Annotated in this window: 17 protein-coding genes; 13 read left to right on the forward strand and 4 right to left on the reverse strand. The window is 61.3% G+C overall.

Annotation, left to right across the window (positions count from 1 at the left end):
- Position 1: 1 nt before the first annotated feature.
- Entirely contained in the window at positions 2-1,084 is a 1,083-nt protein-coding gene (locus LPB19_RS03090) for a patatin-like phospholipase family protein (protein WP_206644661.1), read from the reverse strand.
- 188 nt (positions 1,085-1,272) lie between these two features.
- On the opposite strand from LPB19_RS03090, the gene LPB19_RS03095 reads away from it, so the two are divergent.
- Positions 1,273-2,340, forward strand: a complete 1,068-nt coding sequence (locus LPB19_RS03095; RefSeq protein WP_228289191.1) for a GGDEF domain-containing protein — start codon at positions 1,273-1,275, stop codon at positions 2,338-2,340.
- A gap of 7 nt (positions 2,341-2,347) precedes the next feature.
- On the opposite strand, the gene LPB19_RS03100 is transcribed toward LPB19_RS03095, so the two are convergent.
- Positions 2,348-3,274: an alpha/beta fold hydrolase gene (locus LPB19_RS03100; protein WP_206644662.1), complete on the reverse strand. Its 927-nt coding sequence runs from the start codon at positions 3,272-3,274 to the stop codon at positions 2,348-2,350.
- Between the two features lie 193 nt (positions 3,275-3,467).
- On the opposite strand from LPB19_RS03100, the gene folE reads away from it, so the two are divergent.
- The 8 genes from folE to LPB19_RS03140 all read left to right on the forward strand — a co-directional run bounded on the left by folE (position 3,468) and on the right by LPB19_RS03140 (position 13,882).
- Positions 3,468-4,037, forward strand: coding sequence for a GTP cyclohydrolase I FolE (gene folE, locus LPB19_RS03105; protein WP_206644663.1), 570 nt, complete (start codon positions 3,468-3,470; stop codon positions 4,035-4,037).
- Positions 4,038-4,255: 218 nt separating this feature from the next.
- The gene (locus LPB19_RS03110; protein WP_206644664.1) at positions 4,256-5,572 is read left to right on the forward strand and encodes an HD-GYP domain-containing protein; all 1,317 of its coding nucleotides are present in this window, start codon (positions 4,256-4,258) and stop codon (positions 5,570-5,572) included.
- Entirely contained in the window at positions 5,562-7,886 is a 2,325-nt protein-coding gene (locus LPB19_RS03115; RefSeq protein ID WP_206644665.1) for a putative bifunctional diguanylate cyclase/phosphodiesterase, read from the forward strand. Before LPB19_RS03110 ends, LPB19_RS03115 begins: the two co-directional genes overlap by 11 nt.
- Positions 7,887-7,950: 64 nt before the next feature.
- A complete protein-coding gene (locus LPB19_RS03120) occupies positions 7,951-8,259 on the forward strand; it encodes a hypothetical protein (RefSeq protein ID WP_206644666.1) in 309 nt (102 codons plus the stop codon).
- Between the two features lie 132 nt (positions 8,260-8,391).
- Positions 8,392-8,814 (forward strand): MerR family transcriptional regulator, encoded by a 423-nt coding sequence (locus LPB19_RS03125; protein WP_206644667.1) that lies wholly within the window; start codon positions 8,392-8,394, stop codon positions 8,812-8,814.
- Between the two features lie 6 nt (positions 8,815-8,820).
- Positions 8,821-11,406, forward strand: a complete 2,586-nt coding sequence (locus LPB19_RS03130) for a heavy metal translocating P-type ATPase (RefSeq protein ID WP_206644668.1) — start codon at positions 8,821-8,823, stop codon at positions 11,404-11,406.
- Between the two features lie 133 nt (positions 11,407-11,539).
- Entirely contained in the window at positions 11,540-11,986 is a 447-nt protein-coding gene (locus LPB19_RS03135; protein ID WP_206644669.1) for a DUF411 domain-containing protein, read from the forward strand.
- A gap of 180 nt (positions 11,987-12,166) precedes the next feature.
- Entirely contained in the window at positions 12,167-13,882 is a 1,716-nt protein-coding gene (locus LPB19_RS03140; protein WP_206644670.1) for a GGDEF domain-containing protein, read from the forward strand.
- Between the two features lie 58 nt (positions 13,883-13,940).
- Here the strand turns inward: LPB19_RS03140 and LPB19_RS03145 are convergent, their stop codons facing one another.
- Positions 13,941-15,047 carry a hypothetical protein gene (locus LPB19_RS03145; protein WP_206644671.1) on the reverse strand — a complete coding sequence of 369 codons (1,107 nt, stop codon included), beginning with the start codon at positions 15,045-15,047 and terminating at the stop codon, positions 13,941-13,943.
- Positions 15,048-15,177: 130 nt separating this feature from the next.
- On the opposite strand from LPB19_RS03145, the gene LPB19_RS03150 reads away from it, so the two are divergent.
- The 3 genes from LPB19_RS03150 (at position 15,178) to LPB19_RS03160 (ending at position 18,197) form a co-directional block, all read left to right on the forward strand.
- Positions 15,178-15,852 (forward strand): Fe2+-dependent dioxygenase, encoded by a 675-nt coding sequence (locus LPB19_RS03150; RefSeq protein ID WP_206644672.1) that lies wholly within the window; start codon positions 15,178-15,180, stop codon positions 15,850-15,852.
- 84 nt (positions 15,853-15,936) lie between these two features.
- Positions 15,937-17,925, forward strand: a complete 1,989-nt coding sequence (locus LPB19_RS03155; protein ID WP_206644673.1) for a ribonuclease R family protein — start codon at positions 15,937-15,939, stop codon at positions 17,923-17,925.
- 65 nt (positions 17,926-17,990) lie between these two features.
- Entirely contained in the window at positions 17,991-18,197 is a 207-nt protein-coding gene (locus tag LPB19_RS03160; protein WP_206644674.1) for a hypothetical protein, read from the forward strand.
- Positions 18,198-18,212: 15 nt separating this feature from the next.
- Here the strand turns inward: LPB19_RS03160 and LPB19_RS03165 are convergent, their stop codons facing one another.
- Positions 18,213-19,103 carry an acyltransferase gene (locus tag LPB19_RS03165; protein WP_206644675.1) on the reverse strand — a complete coding sequence of 297 codons (891 nt, stop codon included), beginning with the start codon at positions 19,101-19,103 and terminating at the stop codon, positions 18,213-18,215.
- Between the two features lie 198 nt (positions 19,104-19,301).
- Between LPB19_RS03165 and LPB19_RS03170 the strand changes: the two genes are divergently transcribed.
- Complete coding sequence (locus LPB19_RS03170) at positions 19,302-20,453, forward strand: alpha/beta fold hydrolase (RefSeq protein WP_206644676.1); 1,152 nt, start codon at positions 19,302-19,304, stop codon at positions 20,451-20,453.
- The last annotated feature ends 11 nt before the right edge of the window (positions 20,454-20,464 follow it).

Below are 20,464 nucleotides of genomic sequence, written 5' to 3' on the forward strand. Positions count from 1 at the left end.
CCTACAACGGGCGTATCACTTCGGCCAGCTTGCCGGTCTCGGCCAGCTCCAGGAACTCATCCCCCAGACGCTCGCTTTCGGCCACCGCTTTTCGCCAGGCCTTCTCCCGGCCGGCATCGTCGCCAACGTACTTTTCGAAGTCCTTGCGGTCGGGCAACTTGCGATCCGGCAGGGACTCCAGGTACTCGCGAGAAGGCGCCACCAGCAACACGTCCTGCAGGCGGGTAGCATCACCACGGCGCCAGGGCAGGCTTTTGTCGAACCAGCCGGGCACCACCTTATCGGTAAAGTGGGGATACAGAATCACCCCGGGCTGTTCGTAGGGCAGGTCCAGGTGGTAGTCCAGAAGGCCGCCGTCGCGGTAGACGCCCTCGGGGGCACCCGGCAAATTCCGGACGCCCGACATCACCATGGGTATCGAAGCCGACGCCAGGAGCGCCGGCAGCAGGTTTTCCCGGGTTAACGCGACCTGATGGCTGGGAAAATCCACCAGTTTGGCCACCGGCAGCGGCAGACGGGCGTCGTGGATGATGCCCCGTTCCATAAACCGGCCCAGGTGGCGCCGGCTCACCATGTTCGCGCTGATCGCCTGCATCAGCCCCAGCGCCAGACGCCCGCGGCTGTCGTGTTCCAGCATACCCCGGCTTCTGACCACCACCACGTTGAGTCGATACCAGGGGTGATCGAGAATCTGCTCCTGATAGCCATCCAGAAGTTCGTCCAGAAACTGAACGCTCTTGCGGGTCACCTCGGCTGCGCTCACCCCCTTGGCAAACCGCTGGGAGGTGTAGAGCTCCGCCAGCTTGTCGAGCTGGGCCTTGGGATCGTCGGTCGAAGCCACCGCGGCAAACCGCCAGCTGCCAATCGAAGACCCAATGAGTGCGCGCTCCTGCGGAACCCGGGGCAGCCAGTCACCGAAGATCGCCTTGTCCAGACCGTTGATTCCCAATGCCTTGGGGCCACCGGCCGCGCCCGGAACGACATGGACATCGGCCGGTGTCAGGGGTATGTCTTTCAGTCGCTGCAAGGCCCGACGGCCGGCCCGGATGGTCAGCGACGGTGTCCTGGTGTGGATGGCAGTCATAAATCTCTCCCGTATCGGACCCGCGAGTTTACCCAAGCCAGCGGCCCCGGGCCAACTGCGTACATCGGCCTACCCGTGCATCAAATGATCGAAACACTTCCCTTTGGCAGGCCCCATGCTAGACTGCAAAATTAACAAGATCTGCCAAGAAAGCGGACAGAAGCTGTATTTTACAGCCGGAGCATGCTGTGATTTTCGACACCGCCTCAGAATCGACCTCCTCGAGTCCGGCACTCGCGATTTTGAGTTTCAAGCAACGCCTTGTCTTCCACCTGTATTTCTGGACCCTAATTGCCGCGATGCCCATGGTGGTCCTTCAGTGGCTTGAGGGTCACCATCTGTTGACCGTCTTTTTATCCCTGCTATGCCTGAATGCCGTGGCGGTCATGAGTTTTCTGCACTTCCGTGGCAGCTATTTCCTAAAGGGACGGCTGTTTCCGTTGCTGGCCATCATCTCAGCGGTCTATTCAACAAGCATCAACGGCCATATTGGCGTGTACTGGGCCTACCCGATTACCACGGTGCTGTTCTTTTTACTTCCGATGCGGGAAGCGTTAACCAGTAACGTTATTTTTCTCCTCCTGATGGCCGGGGTGGCCTTCATTACCTTTCCCGAAGCCAACGCCTGGCGCATCAGTTTTTCCCTGATACTCACCTGCCTGTTTGCCATGGTATTCGCCCGCTTGGTGGGCAAAATCCAGCGCGAACTGGTCCGGCTGGCAACCACCGACCCGCTCACGGGCTGCCTGAATCGATCACAACTGGCGGATTTGCTGAACAACCAGATTCAGTTGCGCGAACGCTACGAGCGAGTCTCCAGCCTGGTCCTGATCGACCTGGACTTCTTCAAGGCCATCAATGACCAGTGGGGACACCTGGCGGGCGACAAGATTCTGAAAGAAATGGTGGCGCGGATCCGCGAGCGACTCCGGGAAACCGATCAGCTGTTTCGTATCGGCGGGGAAGAGTTCATGATTCTGCTGCCGGAAACCCGTCTGAAGGACGCCGAGCACCTCGCCAATCAGCTGCTACTGACCATCCGGTCAAAGCCGTTCTTCAGCGACATCCTGGTCACCGCCAGCTTCAGCGTGGCGGAGGTCTGCCGGGGCGAAACCTGGTCAGTGTGGCTGAATCGGGCAGATCAGGCGCTGTACGAAGCGAAAACCAAGGGGCGCAACCGCGTGGAAATTGCCCCCAAGAGCCCGTCGATGGCGCCGATGGACTCGGGCCACCTGCCAACACCAACGACCCGCTAGGGCGGGTTCAGCTGCGCTCGGCTATCCGCTTCCGGAAATCCCGGTAGTTGGTAAACACGTCCCACGGGCATTCGAAGTGCGGGTAGTGCCCGACGTTGCGTAACCCCACCACGTCCGGGTTCTTCACCAACTCGCGAAAACGCCTTGCCATGGCCGCGCCGGAAACCGGATCTGCGGTACCGGAAATCAGCCTGATGGGCTGCTGAGCCCGCTGCAGGGCACCCACCCAGCGGTTGCGGTGGCAGCGGCGTTCCTCCATGAACTGAATCAGACGGTGCAGAATGCCCCGGCCATTGTTGTAGGTGATCAGGTACCAGAAATCGTTCAGATCATTCTGATCCGGCGCATTCTGCCCGCCGAACAGGCGCCGGAAATTGCGTTCAAACGTGCGACGGGTGAGCCCCCGGCTGATCAGCCCGCCAAACGGACTCTTCAGTAATTTCTGGATCAACAGCGGCGTATGCACTTCGGGAAAGAGCGCACCGTTAAGGAAGCAGACGCTGCTGATGCGAAACGGCAGCACGCCTTCCTGCTCCCGAGCCAACAGTTCCTGGGCCACACTGCAGCCGTAATCGTGCGCGAACAGATGCACCGATGTCAGCCCCAGCGCTTCAATCCAGCCCTGGAAGAGGTCGGCCTGGTCTTCAATACTGTAGGAATAATCGACGGGCTTGTCGGAAAAGCCAAAACCAAGCATGTCCAGCGTGAGCACGTTGAACTGCTGACTGAGCATGGGCCATACCCGGCTCCAGTCCCAGCTGGAGGTGGGGAAGCCGTGCAACAGAATCAGGGGCTCGCCCTGTCCTGCCATGCGACTGAAGATTGCGTGACCCCCGTAACTGAACCACCTGCCTCCCTGCTGCCACCACTCCAAGGTGCCCGAACCCTGCACCGACTGGGCGGTGCCTCGGTCATCGGTGAATACCTGTTCCATGCACTATCCCCGGCGACGTTCCAAGCTCCAAACTGTAAATCATTCCGTTGTCGCCTGCCACAGCCTTGCCGAACCGGGCCCACCGGGCTATAGCCAGAATGTGATTTGCGTTCACAAAGGCCTCCAGACGTGGAGATACGGAACAAATTGGCTTAAGCTTTGCCCCCCGAACGACACAGCACCGGAAATGATTATGAGCACCCCCCTAGACGACCTTGCCGGCCACTACAAAGCCATTATTAATGGACTGGGTGAAGACACCGACCGGGAGGGTTTGCAAAACACGCCCACGCGCGCCGCCAAGGCCATGCAGTTTCTGACCCACGGCTATCAGCAAAGTCTGGATGAGCTGGTCAACAATGCCGTGTTCGAGTCCGCCATGGACGAAATGGTCGTGGTGCAGGACATCGAACTGTACAGCATGTGCGAGCACCACATGCTGCCGTTCATCGGCAAATGCCACATTGCTTACCTGCCTCAGGGCCGGGTGCTTGGCCTGTCCAAGTTTGCCCGCATTGTCGATATGTATGCCCGACGCCTGCAGATCCAGGAAAACCTGACCCGACAAATTGCTGAGGCCGTGGAAAGCGTCACCAACGCCAAAGGCGTTGCGGTGGTTATCGAAGCCCAGCACATGTGCATGATGATGCGCGGTGTTGAAAAGCAGAACTCCCGCATGAAGACCTCGGTCATGCTGGGGCAGTTCCGTAAGTCCCAGGCCACGCGGGTGGAATTTCTGCAGCTGGTCGGCCAGAAGGGTTAAGCCCATGCCGGGCGTGGCGCCAGGCCACGCCCCTTTTCCCGGCAAGCATAGCGCGCCAGAACCTTGCGCCGGTGTCGGTCTGCCCAACCCGGAACGGTCAATCCCCACTCACTCCATTCTTTTTTGTGACCCAGTTCACACAGCGATCTGTTCGCGATGACACCGGGCGCGGCTCTGCCATACTTTCGATAATCATATAAAACAAGACTGGTAGAGCCATGTGGTTCAGACGTAAATCCAGCAAGTCAACAGCGCCGAAACTCCGCCCTCACCCTGTGCGCGAACCAATGCTCACCGCGGAATCCGAGCCCACCCTGCGCCGTGTCCGGTTGCCGGTGGACCTGCTCCAGCGCGGTATGAACATCATCAAACTGGATCGCCCCTGGACCGAAGTGCCGGTGCTGTTTCAGGGCTTTATCCTGTGCGACGACGCCCAGGCCGAGATTCTCCGCCAGTACTGTGACTGGGTGCTGGTTGAGGACGAGGAAGAACGCCTGAATCCCATCATGGACCGCATGGTCGACCTCAAAGAGCTGGCCTCCACCCCCCTGCCGGAGACCTGTTCCCTGGCGGAGGAACTGCCGCGGGCCAGGGAAGCCTGGACTCAGGGTCAGAGCTTCATCGACAAGGTGACCCGGGATATTGCATCCGGCGAGGAACTGGATTTCGATCAGGCCAGACCGTTCATCCAGCAATGTGTCGAGAGCATTCAGGCCAACGCCAGTGCCATGTTCTGGATGAGCCGGATCAAGAGCCGGGACAGCTACACGGCGGAGCACTGTCTGAGGGTGGCAATCTTTTCCATCGCGTTTGCCCGCTTTATCGGTGTGCCGGATAACGACCTGGAAATTGTCGGCATGTGCGGGTTGTTACACGATCTGGGCAAACTCAAGGTGCCCGAAAGCATTCTCAACAAGCCCGGCGAGCTGACCGCAGAAGAAGCCGAGGCCATGCGGGCGCACACCACACTGGGTTACCAGCTGCTCAGGGAAGACCGCAAGCTCGACCCCATCATCAGTGATGTCAGCAGCCACCACCACGAGCGCATTGATGGCCAGGGCTATCCCCACCAGCTGGCCGACTGGCAGATCAGCCGGTTTGCCCGCCTGGTGTCCATTGTCGACGCCTTCGACGCCATCACCAGTGACCGCTGCTACCGCGACGGTCTGTCCACCTCAGAGGCCATGTCTATCCTGTACAAAAACCGCGGCCAACAGTTTGATGCCGGCATGGTGGAAGCCTTCATTCGCATGATCGGCGTCTACCCGCCGGGCAGTCTGGTGGAGCTGAGCAGTGGCGAAGTGGCCCTGGTGGTAGCTACGCATCCGGGGCGCAAGCTCAAGCCACGGGTGGAAATCCTTCTGGATGCCAATAAAAATCCCACGCCCCCCAGGGTGGTGGATCTGGGCACCCAGACCGGCAATACCAGCGCGGATACGGAAATTGCGCACCCCCTTGCCGACGGTGCCTTCGGCATCTCGCTGCGTGGACGAATACAACAACTGACGGCGAACGCCTTTACCCATGCCCTATAGCCCTCCCACCAATCAGGCCCAGGGAGGGGCTGCACCAACACCAGAGCCGACCGTCACCGCGTCCGCGCCGAGCCTGTGGGTGCGCGGACTCCTGCACCCCTTTATCGCGTTCCTGACCTTGCTGGTGTTTCTGGCCATTGCCGCCGGCCTGTACAGCGGGCTGAGCAAGCAAAACCAGGCCCAGATTGAAGCCAACCTGGCCAATGAAGCCCAGGCCATGGCCAATCACCTTGAGCGGGAGTTCCGGATTCACAGCGAGGCGATTCAGCGCATGGCCGCCCGGCTTGAGGCGGCCCCCGACACCGACGAATCCCGGTGGCGTAAAGACGCCCGGCAATACATGCAGCACTTCAGCGTGTACCAGGCCGTCGAGTGGATCGACCGCGACTTTTTCATCCGCTGGCTCGAACCCATCGCCGGTAACGAAGATGTCCTCGGCTTTAACGTCGCGTTCTCGGAACAACGGCTGTTCGCCCTCGAGCACGCCGCGGCCAGCGGTCAGCTTGACGTCTCGGGCGTGATTGACCTTCGCCAGGGCGGCAAAGGGCTGGTGATCTATGCCCCGGTTGGCGCCGGTGCCGACAACAACGGCTTTATCGCCGGTGTTATCCGGATGGATGTGCTGGCACGTCAGCTGCTGACCTCCCGGGTCAAGGAATCCTTCAGCATCGAGATTCTCAGCCATGGCAAACCGAGCCACCTGCTGAACGACTCCGGGCAAACCAGCAAAACGTTTGCTCAGGCGGAAGCTGTAGACCTGCCCGGCCTGAACTGGTCGCTCATCCTGCACCCGACGACCGACTGGGTAGCAGCACAGCGCAGTCACTGGCCGTTCACAACCTTTGTCTCCCTCGCGCTGATGGGCCTGCTCCTGAGCCTGTCGATGATACTGGTGCAGATTGTACTGAAGCGTAATCAGGATCTCCTCAAGACCCGACGCCAGCTGGACCGGGAGATCGACCAGCGCACCGTGATACAGCAGAACCTCGCCCGGGCGGAGTCCACCGACCCCCTGACCGGCCTGGCGAACCGCCGCTTTTTCACCGACGACCTCGCCCACGGCCTGACCGTCGCCGAACGGCAGAAGCGCAAAGTGGCGCTGGTGATGATGGACCTCGATCGCTTTCAGATGCTCAACGATTCTCTGGGCCACGTCTTCGGCGACGAGTTACTGGTCAGTGTGGCCGAACGGCTGGATGCCCTCAGCAGTGAGCGTGTGGTGGTGGCCTACGCCGGCGGCGACGAATTCATGGTGTGCCTGCAACAGGTGACCGACCTGGACGAGGTCCTGCACCTGCTGGGGGACATCAAGGAATGCTTTGACGAGCCCTTTACCATTCAGGGCGACCCGCTCGGCATTACGGCCACCATGGGCGTGGCGGTTTATCCACAGAGCGGCACCAATGCCGACGCCCTGATGCGCAATGCCGATATCGCCCTGTACCGGGCCAAGGATCGGGGCCGCAACTGCTATCAGTTCTACACCGAAGGCATGCAGGAGCGCGAGGTAGCCCGGCTGGAGCTGGACAAGGACCTGACACACGCCCTGGCCCAGGATGAATTTGTCCTGCATTTCCAGCCGCAGCTGGATCTGGATAACGGCGAGATCAACGGCGTTGAAGCCCTGATCCGCTGGCAGCATCCGCGCCGGGGGCTGCTGATGCCCATCGACTTTATCCCCCTGGCCGAGGAAAGTGGCCGGATCACCGACATCGGACGCTGGGTGGTGCTGGCCGCCTGCCGCCAGCTGGCGCGCTGGAAAGGCACCCCGCTGGAACACCTGCGCATTGCCGTTAACCTGTCCGGGCGCGAACTGGACGACCCTCACCTGGTCGATCACATCCGGGACACCCTTGAGATCAACGATGTGCCCGCACGACGTCTGGAAATCGAACTGACCGAGGAAATTTTCATCCAGAATATCGAGTGCAACCTCAGCCAGCTGACCCGGTTGCGGGAGCTGGGCGTGCATCTGGCCATCGACGATTTTGGTGTGGGCTATTCCTCACTCGGTTACCTGCGCGACTTCCCGGTGGATGTGCTCAAGATTGACCGCTCGTTTATTTCCAACGTCACCACCCGGCACGACGACGCGGTGATCACCCGCGCCGTCATCAATCTGGCCCACAATCTGGGCATGCAGGTGGTGGCCGAAGGCGTGGAAACGGAGCAACAGCTGAATTTCCTGCGCAGCTATCGCTGCAACCTGGTTCAGGGCTATCTGATCAGCAAACCGGTCCCGGCCGAGGCACTGAATCAAGCCATGGCCACAGGCGCCGAGATTGCCGGGATAACCGTGGATTCCGGATTGTAATCCGCCCCCGGTGCCGCCACCATTGGGGCACTTAACTTCGGATTCGTGATCGGGAATCGCACCTATGACGCCCAAATACCTGACCCCGGAACAGGACCACCGGCTGCGACGCTGGGAATGGTGGAACCGGAATTACTTCATTGTCGCCTTCGTGGCCCTGATCATCCTGCTGGTGTTCAGCAGCCAGCTCGGGCTATCCAGTGGCGACAGCTGGGGGCCGCTGGGCCTGCTCATTGGTCTGATCATCACCCCCATCATCATTCTTCAGCTCCGGCTCGCCTGCCCGGCCTGCGGACACAAGATTGGCTGGCAAGCCAAACTGATGGCGCCAGACCAGTGTAAAAACTGCGGCACCTTCCTCCGCGCCAGATAACTCCCGCTTGCGCACAACCGGTTGACCTGTGAGTTACTCACAGGTTTTAGGCTATCCTTGTTAATGTTCCCGGGGTGATTGACGGCTGCCCCGGGAACCCCGCTTCAGGGCCGATAACAGGGAGGGACTCCCATGAAAGTCAGAGAGATTGCAAACGCCGCCGAGGTCAGCGCGGACACCGTCCGCTTCTACACCCGTGAGGGTCTGCTGAATCCGCAACGGAATCCGGACAACAACTATCAGCTGTTCGATGCCGAGGATCTGCGCCGGCTGCGGTTCGCCCGCAAAGCCCGGCAGCTGGGTTTCTCCTTGCCGGAAATCCGGGACATCATGGCGCAAGCCGACGACCATCACTCGCCCTGCCCCATGGTGCGCAATGTGTTTGAGCAACGCCTGACCGAGGTCGAGCGCCAGATTGACGAGCTTCAGCAGTTGCGCGACCGCATGCGGACTGCGCTGCGAGCCTGGCAAGCCATGCCCGATGGCAACCCGGATGGCCACACCATCTGCCGGTTGATTGAACACTGGGACGATGCCGAAGAAGGCAGGGAGTAAACCACCATGAGAACTGCCACGCCATTGCAGCCGGCATTGTCCGTTTCCGGCGCGTCATGCCAGGGCTGTGTCAAAAAGATTCGCGCCGCGCTCGCGCCCCTGACCGGTGATACCGAACAGATCGCGGTGGACCTGCAGGCGCAGACCATCGCCTTGCCCGATGACACCGATCTGGAGCAAGCCGCCAAACTGGTTTCCGACGCCGGCTATCCGGCCAGCCCCCTGACCGAGTCCGACACAAACGCGCCGGCCTGCCACCCTGATAAAGACCAGCAGGATGAGTCCGAAGCCGGGCCGCACGACCACCAGGCCGGGCACCAGACTCACCCGGCCACAGCTGGCAGCCAGGACCAGATTACGCTCTCGGTATCGGGCGCGACCTGCGCCTCCTGTGTGAACACCATTGAAAAAGCCCTCAACTCGGTACCGGGGGTTACCAGCGCGCACATGAATCTGGCCGATAACACCGCCTCTGCCCGGGGCCAGGCCGACCCCGAAGCGCTGGTTAAGGCCATTGAGCGGGCCGGCTATGGTGCCACGGTCATTGACGACCCGGACGCAGCGGATGCCGAGCGCCAGCAAAAGGACCGCACCGAATACCGCGCTCTACTGATCAAAATGGCCGTCAGCCTGTCACTGGGGCTGGGCCTGATGATCTGGGGCATGGGCATCGACTCCATGATGATCACCAAGGCCAACCAGAGCACCTGGTTAATCCTGGGTGCACTGACCCTGGTGGTGATGGTGGCTACCGGCGGCCATTTCTACACCGGCGCGTGGAAGGCGTTCCGCAACCACAACGCCAACATGGATACGTTGATCGCCCTCGGCACGGGCACCGCATGGCTGTACTCCATGGTGGTGACCGGCGTACCGGAACTGGTGCCGCAGGCCGCCCGGCATGTGTATTTCGAGGCCTCGGCGATGATCATCGGCCTGATCAACCTCGGCCAGGCGCTGGAACTGCGCGCCAAGGGCAAAACCTCCGAGGCGGTGCGCAAGCTGCTGGACCTGCGACCCAAAACGGCCCGCGTCATTCGTGACGGAGAGGAACAGGAGATTCCGGTGGCCGAGGTCCGTACCGGAGACAGCATCCGGGTCCGTCCCGGCGAGCAATTGCCGGTGGATGGCGTCATCACCGAGGGTGCCACCCGGATTGACGAAAGCATGCTGACCGGCGAACCCATGCCCGTAACCAAGCAAATCGGTGATCAGGTGTCAGCCGGCACCCTGAACACCCACGGCGCCGTTGTGTTCGAGGCCACCCGGGTGGGTTCGGAAACGGCTCTGGCCCAGATTGTGCGCCTGGTCAAGCAGGCTCAGGGTTCGAAACCGGCTATCGGCAAACTGGCGGACAAGATCTCGTCGGTGTTCGTGCCCAGCGTCATGCTTATTGCGGTGGTTGCGGCGCTGGTCTGGTACAACGTCGGTCCGGAGCCGGCCATGGCGCACATGATGGTCGCGGCGACCACCGTGCTGATCATCGCCTGCCCCTGTGCGCTGGGGCTGGCCACGCCCATGTCGATCATGGTGGGCGTGGGCAAAGCGGCCGAGTACGGCGCGCTGATCCGTCAGGGCGATGCCCTGCAGACCGCCAGCAAGCTCGATCTGGTGATTCTGGACAAGACCGGAACCATTACCGAAGGCCATCCTTCCGTCACCCGGGTGCACGCCATCACAGGCGACGAGGCCACGCTGCTGGGCCTGGCGTCAGGGCTGGAGCGGCACTCGGAGCATCCGCTCGCCGAGGCCGTTGTCGCCAGGGCGAAGGATGCCGGCGTCCAGCCGGACGCCATCCAGAACTTCAAGGCCCTGAACGGTCAGGGCGTTCAGGGTGAGTTCCGGAATCAGATGGTTCGTCTCGGCAATCGTCGCTGGCTGGAGTCCGAAGGACTGCAACTGGCTGGCGTGGATGATGTCGCCCAATCCATCACCAGGGATGCCGGCACGCCCCTGTTTCTGGCCCGCGGGGATGAGGTGCTGGGCGTGATCGGCGTAGCCGATGCCATCAAGGAGGACTCCAGGGCGGCCATTGCCCGCCTGCACGATGCCGGTGTCCGGGTAATGATGGTCACCGGTGATATCGAAGCCACCGCCCGGGCCATTGCCGAGCAGACCGGGATCGACGAATTCCGCGCGGAAGTACTGCCCGAGGACAAGGCCGAAGTGGTCAGTGCGATGCGGGGCAAGGGCTATACCGTCGCCATGGTGGGCGACGGCATCAACGACGCCCCCGCCCTGGCGGCCGCCGATGTGGGCTTCGCCATTGGCACCGGTACCGATGTGGCGATCGAAAGCGCGAGCATCACACTGATGCGGGGGTCGCTGCATGGCGTGCCGGATGCCATCGAGGTGTCCCGGGCCACCGTGCGCAACATCCACCAGAACCTGTTTGGCGCCTTCGCGTACAACACCCTGGGCATTCCGGTGGCCGCCGGTATCCTGTACCCGGTCTGGGGCATCCTGATGAGCCCGATCCTGGCCGGTGCCGCCATGTCATTATCCTCTGTCACCGTCGTTTCCAACGCCAACCGGCTGCGCTGGTTCCGAACCGGTGGCGCGTCACAGCGTATAAAGGACAACCGATCATGATCGCAACACTGCTGGTTAATGCCGCGGGACTGGGCCTGATGGCCGCCATTGTGTGGTGGTTCTGGCTTGCTCCCTCACCCGATGCCGGTGACCAACACCCCGATCACCACTGACTTACCAATGGGATACCCCGATGAGAAAACCGATTGCACGTCTGGCCCTGACTCTGACCCTTGGCCTCGGCTCGCCGCTGATGGCCGAGGAGACCACCCATAACATCCACGTGTACAAATCGCCCACGTGCGGCTGCTGCACCGACTGGGTCAAGCACCTGGAAGCCAATGGTTTCGAGGTACAGGTAACCAATACCAACGACCTGAACCCGATCAAGATCGACGCGGGCCTGACTCGCTCGCTGGCAAGCTGCCATACCGCCTTTGTCGGCGACTATGTGATTGAGGGACACGTGCCGGCGCACGATATCCACAGGCTGCTGAAACAGGCGCCCCAGGCCCGCGGCCTGACGGTTCCGGGCATGCCCGTCGGCTCACCGGGCATGGAGATGGGCGACCGCAAGGACCCGTACCAGGTGCTATTGTTTAACGAGCAGGGCCAGACAAAGGTCTTCGCGGACTATTAATGACCGTTGCCGCCGAGCCCAGGCAGGGCGCGGCAGCCAGGTCATAGCGATGGGTGCGGCGTCAGGGCCCCGAGACGGGGCATGATGTCGGCGGAATTGCTGTCAGTTTTTCTACATGCCGCTCAATAGCTGTTCTATGCTTTAGACATTGGTGGTAGAAAAACACACAGGTGCCTTTTCTTGAGCTTGCAAACCCGCATTCTGGGCCTGATCGCCGGCCTGCTGTTTGCCGCGTCGGGCGCGTCCTGGCTCGCTTATCAACAGCTTTCACAACATCTGGTCCAGCGCTTGGGCCAGCAGGTGGCCGAGGTTCAGGTACGGTACGACAGTGCCCGGCTGGTGCAGTCGCTGGAACGCGAGATCAGTCTGGCCCGACAGATGGCCAACGCCCCGGCCATGATTCGCTGGGCCCAGCAGCCCGGCAACCCACTCCTCAAGGCCAAAGCCCTCGGACAACTGGAAGACTTCCGCGCCAACGTCACCGACAAAAGTTACTTTGTCGCCTTGCGGGAAAACCGCCAGTACTACTACAACGAGGAGAACAGCGGCGCGGATGCGCCTATCCAGTATGCCCTGAACCCGGACAACCCCGACCACGGCTGGTTCGACAAACTGATCCGCGAGGGCCGCGAACTGAGCCTGGACGTCAATCACGATATCGAACTGGGCATCACCCGGCTCTGGGTCGACGTGCTGATGAAAGACGAAAATGACCGCGTCCTCGGCGTTATGGGAACCGGGCTGAAACTGGATACACTGCTCGAAGACATCGGTGATGTCAGCGAGCGCGGCCTGACCACCCTGTTTGTGAATTACAACGGCACCATCGAGCTTTACCGCCAACGCAACTACCTGGATGTGGCCCGCCTGATGGGATCCGAACCGGAAGCCACCGTCGACGTGCTGTTCGAAGCTCCGGAAGACAAACAGCAAATCCTCGGCATGCTGCAGATGCTGAAGCAGAGAACCGACGCCGATGGCGAGGTGGAAAGCGGCCTGGTCACCGTGGATGGCCGCACCCAACTGGCCAGCGCCGCGTACCTGCCGGCGATCGGCTGGTTCGAAGTAACCCTGCTGGATCTGGAAACCCTTCTGCCCCGCAGCTACCTCTGGCCCCTGATCGCGGTATTCCTGTCGTCGTTTCTGCTCAGCCTGGTGGTGCTGCAATTGGTCATCCGGTCCCGCATCCTGAAACCCATCGTGACCCTTGAAGGCGCGGTGAAAAAGGTGCGGGAAGGCAGTTTCGAACTGCCCAGGCTGGACAAGCCGGATAACGAAATCGGCCGGCTGGCGGATCATTTCGAAAAAATGACCCACGCGCTGGAGCAGTCCAATCGAGAGCTCGAACGCAAGGTGGCGGCGCGCACCGACGAACTGACCCGTCTGGCCCGCATCGACCCGCTGACCGGGCTGAAAAACCGACGTGGCCTGGATGAGGTGATGGAAGAGGAAATTGAGCGCGCCAAGCGTCAGGGCACCGGATTTGGCATCCTCTGGCTGGACATTGACCACTTCAAAACCATCAACGATCAGCACGGCCACCAGATTGGGGATGAAATCCTGTGCCGCGTTTCCCTGTGGCTGAAAGTGGGAGTCCGCCCTTACGACCATCCGGGACGCTGGGGCGGTGATGAATTCGTGGTGGTGCTCTCGCCCTGTGATGGGCAGACGCTGGAACAGATCGCTGCGCGGATCCGGCTGCTGGTGGAACAGGAAAGCCGGAAAACAGGCCTCGCGGTGACGGTCAGTGTCGGCGGTTACCTGTGCCAGCCAGACGACAACTGCGACAGGATTCTCCGGCAGGCTGACCGCGCCCTGTACCAGGCCAAGGAGAAAGGCCGGAATACCGTGTGTATCAGCGGCGCTGACGACGAAGACACGGTTGTCGTGGAGTGAAGAGCTACTGCAAGGCAAGGAAAGCCGGGGCAACTGGTGCCCCGGCATGGCACCAGGCTCAGTAGAGGTACGGAGCCAGCGCCAGTTCCAGACGGGCCTGGGCTGAATACAGCTCAGAGGTCCCGACCACCGGGGTGATCGGCGGAACGGCCATCGGCCAGGCCTTCTGGAGTTCATCCAGAACCTTGTTGGCGTCGCGCCAGGCTTCCTTGTTCTTGCCTTTCAGGGCGCGTTGATGGCTGTTCAGGTAGTCCCGGGCCGAGATCACGAACCCGCGGCCGTCCTGGTATTCGTGCTCAGCCACAAACTTGCCGTTCTCGAGTGCTTCGTCGTACTCCAGAACCGCCTGTTTCGTGAGAGTCAGAACGACCTTGGACACCGTTGCCGGGCTCACTTCCCCTTGGTCGTTCACGCCATTGAGCGCTTCTTCGGTAGCGATCCAGGCGGCCTGAAAGTCTGCCTGTACGTCCTCCCAGCTGCTGACCTCACCGGCGTTTTCAGCCAACCGCTCCAGCGCCGGCCCCATGGCGTTCTGGCCACGGCGGGCAAGTCCGTCTTGCACCATCGGATACACCTCGACCCACGGGTGCGTCAGATGCGGACGGCCGTCGGCGACCTCGCCGGCCTTGATCAGCTCACGCGCCGCCATCAGGTGACCCTGCATCATGGAAATCATCGCGGTGTAGGCGCCATCGGAGCTTACTGCGGATACCGAGCTGCCGCCTTCGCCACCTTCTCCGCCTTCTCCGCCTTCTCCGCCTTCGCCGCCTTCGCCACCGGCCGCGAAGTAACTGAAGGCAGCGCCGGCCTCACCGCCGTGGTGCTCACCACCTTCACCGCCGTGGTGTTCGCCACCTTCACCGCCGTGGTGCTCGCCACCTTCGCCGCCATGGTGTTCGCCACCCTCACCGCCGTGGTGCTCGCCACCTTCGCCGCCGTGATGTTCGCCACCCTCACCGCCGTGGTGTTTGCCACCCTCGCCGCCGTGGTGCTCACCACCTTCGCCGCCATGGTGTTCGCCACCTTCGCCGCCCTGCGCGCCGGAGGAGATCATTTCCTCATCCTGGGCGTTGGCATTTTCCTCGGCTGTCACACCACTGCTCACAAGCAGTGTTGCCACACCAATACCGGTCCATACTTTCAATTTCTGGTTCTGGCTTTTCATCAACGTCTCCTGTCGCAGATCCTGAGCCGTTACTTGGCGTCGGGATGTTTGATGGCTATTTAATGACGACAGATGATGAGGCATCATACCCACGTAATGCAAATCGTTCTTATTAACAATGGAGCCGGTTATGATTCTCTGTATTGGTAACATCCTTTCCGATCAACAACTGAATCAGGTCCGGACCGCCCTGGATCAGGGCCAGTTCGAAGACGGACGCAAAACCGCCGGCTGGCACGCCCGCCTGGTCAAGAACAACGAACAGATGCAAGTGGCAGATGACACCGTCAAATCCCTGCGCGCGGGTGTGGAAAAAGCGCTCACCGAGCACCCGGTGTTTCAAATGGCGGTGCGGCCGGCGAAGATGACCCCCATCCTGTTCAGCCGCTACCGGGATGGCATGACCTACGGCAACCACGTCGATGATCCGGTCATGGGCCGAGGCGCTGGCCGCCTTCGCACCGACATCTCCTTCACCCTGTTTCTTGACGATCCGGACAGCTACGACGGCGGCGAGCTGGTCACCGAAACCTCAGCCGGCGAACAAACCTACAAACTCCCGGCCGGGTCAGCGGTGATCTACCCGTCATCGACCCTGCATCGCGTGGCGCCGGTGACCCGTGGCCAGCGACGTGTGGCCATCGGCTGGATCCAGAGCACGATCCGGGATCCGGCACAGCGCGAGGTGCTGTTCGATCTGGACACCGCCCGCCGTACGCTGTTCGAACGTGAAGGCAAGAGCAGCGAGTTCGACCTGCTGACCAAGTCCCTGGCCAATCTCCAGCGCTTCTGGGCCGAAGTGTAATTTAGGAAGTCCGCTATCTGACGCCCGGCGTCAGAACCGGTATACTCCGGCGCAACACTCATTTTCTATCAGCCAGGTTTTTTCATGCTCAATGCCGACGCCCTCAGCCAGTTGCGCCAGCTAAAATCCGATATCAAGGACAACAAGGTTGTTTTCCCAGGCACCGTCAAGGCCACCAATGGACGCTTCGGTTTTGTCGCACTGGATGAAGGGCGGGATCTTTTCCTGCCCCCCGAAGAAATGCAGAAAGTCCTGCCCGGGGACCGGATCAACGTCACCGAGCATGAGGTGGACAAGGGGAAAACCCAGGGCGTCGTTGACGAGCTGGTGTCCAGCCGCCTGAGCCGGTTTGTCGGCCGCTACCAGATCAAGGGCAAGGGCCACTTTGTGGTGCCGGAGACGCCAGGCATCAATCGCTGGATTTTCATTCCGCCCAAGGAACGCAAAGCCGCCCAGCCAGACGACTATATCTACTGCGAGATCCACCGCCATCCGATCAAGGACGGCAAAGCCCAGGCCAAGGTTCTGCGGGTGATCGGCAAGGCCGGTGAACCGGGCATTGAGCGATCCATGACCCTGGCCACCTTTGATCTGGCCGACACGTTCCCGGATTCCGTGGCACAGCACGCCGAGCAACTCACCGAGCAGGCCATCGAAGAGCGGCTTGCCGGGCGGACCGATCTGACCGACCGCCCCTACGTCACCATCGACAGCCCGGGCACCCAGGACATGGACGATGCCCTGCTGGCGGAACCCAATGCCACGGGCTGGACCGTGTCCATCGCCATCGCCGACCCGACCGCAATGATCGAACCGGGCAGCGCCACCGAGCAGGAAGCCTTGAAACGGGCCACCGCGATTTATTTCCCGGGCGAGCCACTGCCGATGCTCCCGGACAGCCTCAGCACCCGACTGTGCTCGCTAGTGCCGGGCGAGAAGCGCCTGGCGCTGGTGTGCGACCTGCAGGTCAACAACGACGGCAGCCTGGGAGAGTACAGTTTCCACAGTGCGATCATCCGGTCGCAGCGCAAATTGAGTTACGAGCTGGTGGCGAACCTGATTGATGGCCGCGAGGACGACGACATCAACGCCCTGCCGGACGCCGTTGCCAACAGCCTCGATCAGCTGCACCAGGCGGCCACGGTACTGCGCAAATGGCGCGATGAAAACGCCCTGCTGAGTGCCGACCGTCCGGAATTCCGTCTTCGGCTGGATGAAAACAAGCGGATCCGCCAGATTGAACCGGCCCTGCAAACCGAAGCCCACCGCCTGGTGGAAGAGTGCATGGTCGCGGCCAACCGCTGCGCGGCGGATTTTCTGAGCCAGACGCCCTCAGGCCTGTTCATCCAGCACCCGGGCGTGCGGGACGATCGCCTGGATAACATCCGCGCGCTGTTGCAGGCGCACGCCCCGAAATTGTCCGAGGTCGACATTGCCAGCCCGGCCGGCTTCCGCCAGCTGATGAGAGACACCGAGGCGCTCGATGCCGAGGTTCCCGTGAAGGCCATTGTCTCGCGCCAGCTGGCGCGCGCCGAACTGCGCCCGCAGCCGGCACCGCATCAGGGCATGGGGCTCGATGCCTACACCACGTTTACCTCGCCACTGCGCAAATTCTCCGACTTCTACGTGCACCGTCTGATCAAAGCCGCGCTGTGGGATGCCCCGATCAAGGCACTGTCGGCCGAGCAACTGGAGCAATTGCAGCAGGCCCAGATTCGTGCCCGTCAGGCCGCCAACAGCCTGGAGGCCTGGTTGAAGAGTGATTTCGCCCGGACACTGGGCGAGGAGCCGATGCCGGGGACCATCAGCCGCACCGTGCCGGCCGGCTTCTTCGTTCGCCTGGACGCCAACGGGCTGGAAGGCTTTGTCAGCTGCAAAGGCCTGGACGGCAAATACGGGTTCGACCCGGTCACCCTGCGCCTGGTGCACAACAAGAACGGCCGGATTTTCCAGCTCGAGCAGGTGGTCAGCGTGCGCTTTGCCGGGGTGGACGAGGACAAACGTCAGATCAACTTTTCGCTGGAAAGCGCGGAAGAGATTCAGCCTGCGGCAGGCACCGAACCGGCTGGTTGAAAAACCAGCCCGGCAGGCGCATCGTAATCATAAGACAAGACATATGTGTCTCATGGAGGTGCGCCATGCCCATCACACCGGATGAATTCCTGAAAAAGTACGGCTTCGACAAGGACGAGGAAGAACGGGACCACAGCTTGCGGCACAACGCCATGGAACACGCCAAGCATCTGCGCCGTCCCCACGCCGGAACGCCTCATGACTGGGAAGACTGGGAGCGCTTCAAGGAAGAGCACCCGGATGAAGTCGACGAAGACGGCAACGAGCGCTGACTCGTTGCCCGCCGCTCAGCCGAGCATCCGCTCCAGCCGTTGGTCTTTGGCCCGCCACTGATCTGCCAGCCATGCCTTCACGTTTCGGCGATGCTCGGCATCGGCCGAGTAATCCCGCCCTTTCAGTTCCGACGGAATCGCCACAGTGCTGATTTCCATTTTGATCGATGACACCCGCCCACACAGGAAATCCCAGAACGTCGGTGCACCACCCGGATAGGCGATGGTTACATCCACCAGGGTCTGGATGGAGTCACCCATGGCATCGAGTACGAACGCCACACCACCAGCTTTCGGTGTCAGCAGATGTTGGTACGGAGACTTCTGTTTATCGTGCTTGGCCTGGGTAAAACGGGTGCCCTCGACAAAGTTCATCACGCTCACCGGGGTGTGGCGAAAATGCTCGCAGGCCCGACGGGTGGCCTTGAGGTCCTCGCCCCGTTTTTCCGGATGCTTGATCAGGTATTCCCGGCTGTAGCGTTTCATAAACGGGAAATCTAGCCCCCACCAGGCCAGGCCGATCACCGGCACCCAGATCAGTTGCTGCTTCAGGAAGAATTTCAGGAACGGCGCGCGACGATTGAACACCCGCTGCATGGCCAAAATATCCACCCAGCTCTGGTGGTTGCTGAGCACCAGATACCAGCCCTCGCGCCTGAGCTGATCGTCGCCGGTGACGTCCCACCGGGTGGCGTGGGTCAGCTTCATCCAGCCGCTGTTGCAGGCGACCCAGGCTTCGGCAATGGCGATGATGATCCTGGCACACCAGACCCGAAAGCCTTTGATCGGAACGATCAGTTTCAGCACCGCGGGAATGTAGAGCAGAAGGCACCAGAACAGCGTGTTGATTCCAAGCAGGGTAGCGTTGAGTACACCGATTACGGGGGCTGGCAAAAAACTGAGCATGAGATTCCTGTTGTGTTTGTTGTCTCAGAGCGGCAGCAATCATACCAATCGGACCATGACTTGGGCAGTGGCCGAAAGTGACTTGCCTGCCTAATAAACTCGACAGTTGTGCCATAGCCGCTTGCAGACCGGCCGGCTTATTGTTGTCGCCCGTTTTTTTGCTTCATACTCCGGGGCTGAATTGCAGTGGACACTGAGATGCCAAACCCGTTTAAGTCTGTTACCGATCGAGCCTCGCAACTCACCCGGCACACCGCGCGCTATGCCGGCAACGCGTTCGATCGGCTGTTTCGCCCCGAGCGTCTGGTCCGGGCCGGACGGACGCCGTACCAGCTGATTCACCGTGACGGTCTGGTGAGCCTGCGCTACTACGCCCCCCTCGATGAGCCGACCATTGAACTGGACGACCTGACCATCCCGGTGTCCCCCCGGATCCATCGGACACCCGTGGTGATTATTCCGCCTCTGGCAGTGAACATGCTGATCTACGATCTGCTCCCCCAACGCAGTCTGGTCCGCTTCCTGCGCGCCCGGGGCTTCGAGGTGTACCTGATTGACTGGGGCGTGCCCACCCGGGAACACAGCCACTACAACATGCACACCTACGTGGCCGAATTTCTGCCGGCGTTCCTGAACAAGGTGCGGGAGCACAGCGGCGAACAGGAGCTGTCGCTGCACGGCTGGAGCATGGGCGGCATGTTCACCCTGTTCTACTCGGCCCTGAGTGAAGACCAGCACGTTCGCAACGCCATCGTAGTGGGTTCGCCGATTGACAGTCACGCCTCCGGCATCCTGGGCGTGCTGAATCAGCGCATGGCCGACATCGCCGACGCCATCCACAAGCGCACCGGTTTTCGTCTGCACGATGTCCGGCCGCACTGGCTGCACACCCCGGGCTGGGCCAACTCCATCGGGTTCAAGCTGACCAACCCCATGGCCACGGCCAGAAGTTACTGGGAACTGCTGGTTCGGCTCGGTGATCGCGAGTTCGTATCCGATCACACCAGCACGGCGGCATTCCTGGATCGCATGGTGGCCTATCCCGGCGGCATCATTCAGGACACGGTGGTTCGGGTGTGGCTCGATAACCAGTTATCCCGGGGCCGGATACGGATTGGCGATGACATGGCCCGGCTGGACAACATCAACGCCAATCTGCTGGCCATTGCCGGAGAGGACGACACTCTGGTGACACCGGATGCCGCCGGCAATGTCATGGATCACGTCAGCTCGACAGACAAGACCTTCCGGGTGGTGCCCGGCGGCCACATGGGCATTCTCGCCGGCAGGCGTGCACCCAGGGCCAGCTGGCTGGCGCTGGCGGACTGGCTGGCTGAACGCTCGGGCTGACCAGCGCTGAT

It is taken from the genome of Marinobacter salinisoli (genome assembly GCF_017301335.1).
GTDB lineage: Bacteria > Pseudomonadota > Gammaproteobacteria > Pseudomonadales > Oleiphilaceae > Marinobacter > Marinobacter salinisoli.

Coding starts and splice junctions, on each gene's coding strand:
- folE (WP_206644663.1), top strand. CDS start 3,468: ATGAGCACCCCCCTAGACGACCTTGCCGGCCACTACAAAGCCATTATT.
- LPB19_RS03125 (WP_206644667.1), top strand. CDS start 8,392: ATGAAAGTCAGAGAGATTGCAAACGCCGCCGAGGTCAGCGCGGACACC.
- LPB19_RS03090 (WP_206644661.1), bottom strand. CDS start 1,084: ATGACTGCCATCCACACCAGGACACCGTCGCTGACCATCCGGGCCGGC.
- LPB19_RS03165 (WP_206644675.1), bottom strand. CDS start 19,103: ATGCTCAGTTTTTTGCCAGCCCCCGTAATCGGTGTACTCAACGCTACC.
- LPB19_RS03145 (WP_206644671.1), bottom strand. CDS start 15,047: ATGAAAAGCCAGAACCAGAAATTGAAAGTATGGACCGGTATTGGTGTG.
- LPB19_RS03100 (WP_206644662.1), bottom strand. CDS start 3,274: ATGGAACAGGTATTCACCGATGACCGAGGCACCGCCCAGTCGGTGCAG.
- LPB19_RS03160 (WP_206644674.1), top strand. CDS start 17,991: ATGCCCATCACACCGGATGAATTCCTGAAAAAGTACGGCTTCGACAAG.
- LPB19_RS03115 (WP_206644665.1), top strand. CDS start 5,562: ATGCCCTATAGCCCTCCCACCAATCAGGCCCAGGGAGGGGCTGCACCA.
- LPB19_RS03150 (WP_206644672.1), top strand. CDS start 15,178: ATGATTCTCTGTATTGGTAACATCCTTTCCGATCAACAACTGAATCAG.
- LPB19_RS03120 (WP_206644666.1), top strand. CDS start 7,951: ATGACGCCCAAATACCTGACCCCGGAACAGGACCACCGGCTGCGACGC.
- LPB19_RS03110 (WP_206644664.1), top strand. CDS start 4,256: ATGTGGTTCAGACGTAAATCCAGCAAGTCAACAGCGCCGAAACTCCGC.
- LPB19_RS03155 (WP_206644673.1), top strand. CDS start 15,937: ATGCTCAATGCCGACGCCCTCAGCCAGTTGCGCCAGCTAAAATCCGAT.
- LPB19_RS03135 (WP_206644669.1), top strand. CDS start 11,540: ATGAGAAAACCGATTGCACGTCTGGCCCTGACTCTGACCCTTGGCCTC.
- LPB19_RS03130 (WP_206644668.1), top strand. CDS start 8,821: ATGAGAACTGCCACGCCATTGCAGCCGGCATTGTCCGTTTCCGGCGCG.
- LPB19_RS03170 (WP_206644676.1), top strand. CDS start 19,302: ATGCCAAACCCGTTTAAGTCTGTTACCGATCGAGCCTCGCAACTCACC.